The sequence below is a fragment of the Photorhabdus heterorhabditis genome (assembly GCF_018448905.1).
Taxonomy (GTDB): domain Bacteria; phylum Pseudomonadota; class Gammaproteobacteria; order Enterobacterales; family Enterobacteriaceae; genus Photorhabdus; species Photorhabdus heterorhabditis.
Genome location: NZ_RCWA01000191.1, coordinates 1 through 401 on the forward strand (window position 1 = coordinate 1; position 401 = coordinate 401).

At 57.4% G+C, this 401-nt stretch carries 1 protein-coding gene; it reads left to right on the forward strand.

Translation table 11 applies throughout. The features are described from left to right. On the forward strand, positions 1–401 hold a 401-nt coding region (locus EAE89_RS23245; protein ID WP_214086694.1), incomplete at both ends, for a hypothetical protein.

Here is a 401-nt window from a genome sequence, read left to right on the forward strand (position 1 = left end):
TCGTCGAAACGGAAAAATCGCCGCATCACGACGCGGTATTGCGCGGCCAGACTACCCGCTATGACTGGTCACAGGTGGACACTTCTCACCACAACAAATACGGCGTGCACGAGGCCATCATGCCGGAGGGTAGCCGCAGCGATAACTTTGATGAATATCAGTACACCCGGACCGTCAGGGAAACGCAGGTCACACACAGTGACCCCGGTAAAATGCTGGCCGGGGGCAATCTGACGCTCAATAGCGCGAAGGTGACCAATCACGACAGCCAAATCGTCGCCGGCGGCGCACTGGCGGGCAATATTGGCGAACTGCATAATATCGCCACCCAGGGGGAACGCATCACCACGGAGACCGGCAGCCAGACCCGCTGGTACGTCAAAAAGAAAAAACGGAACAAG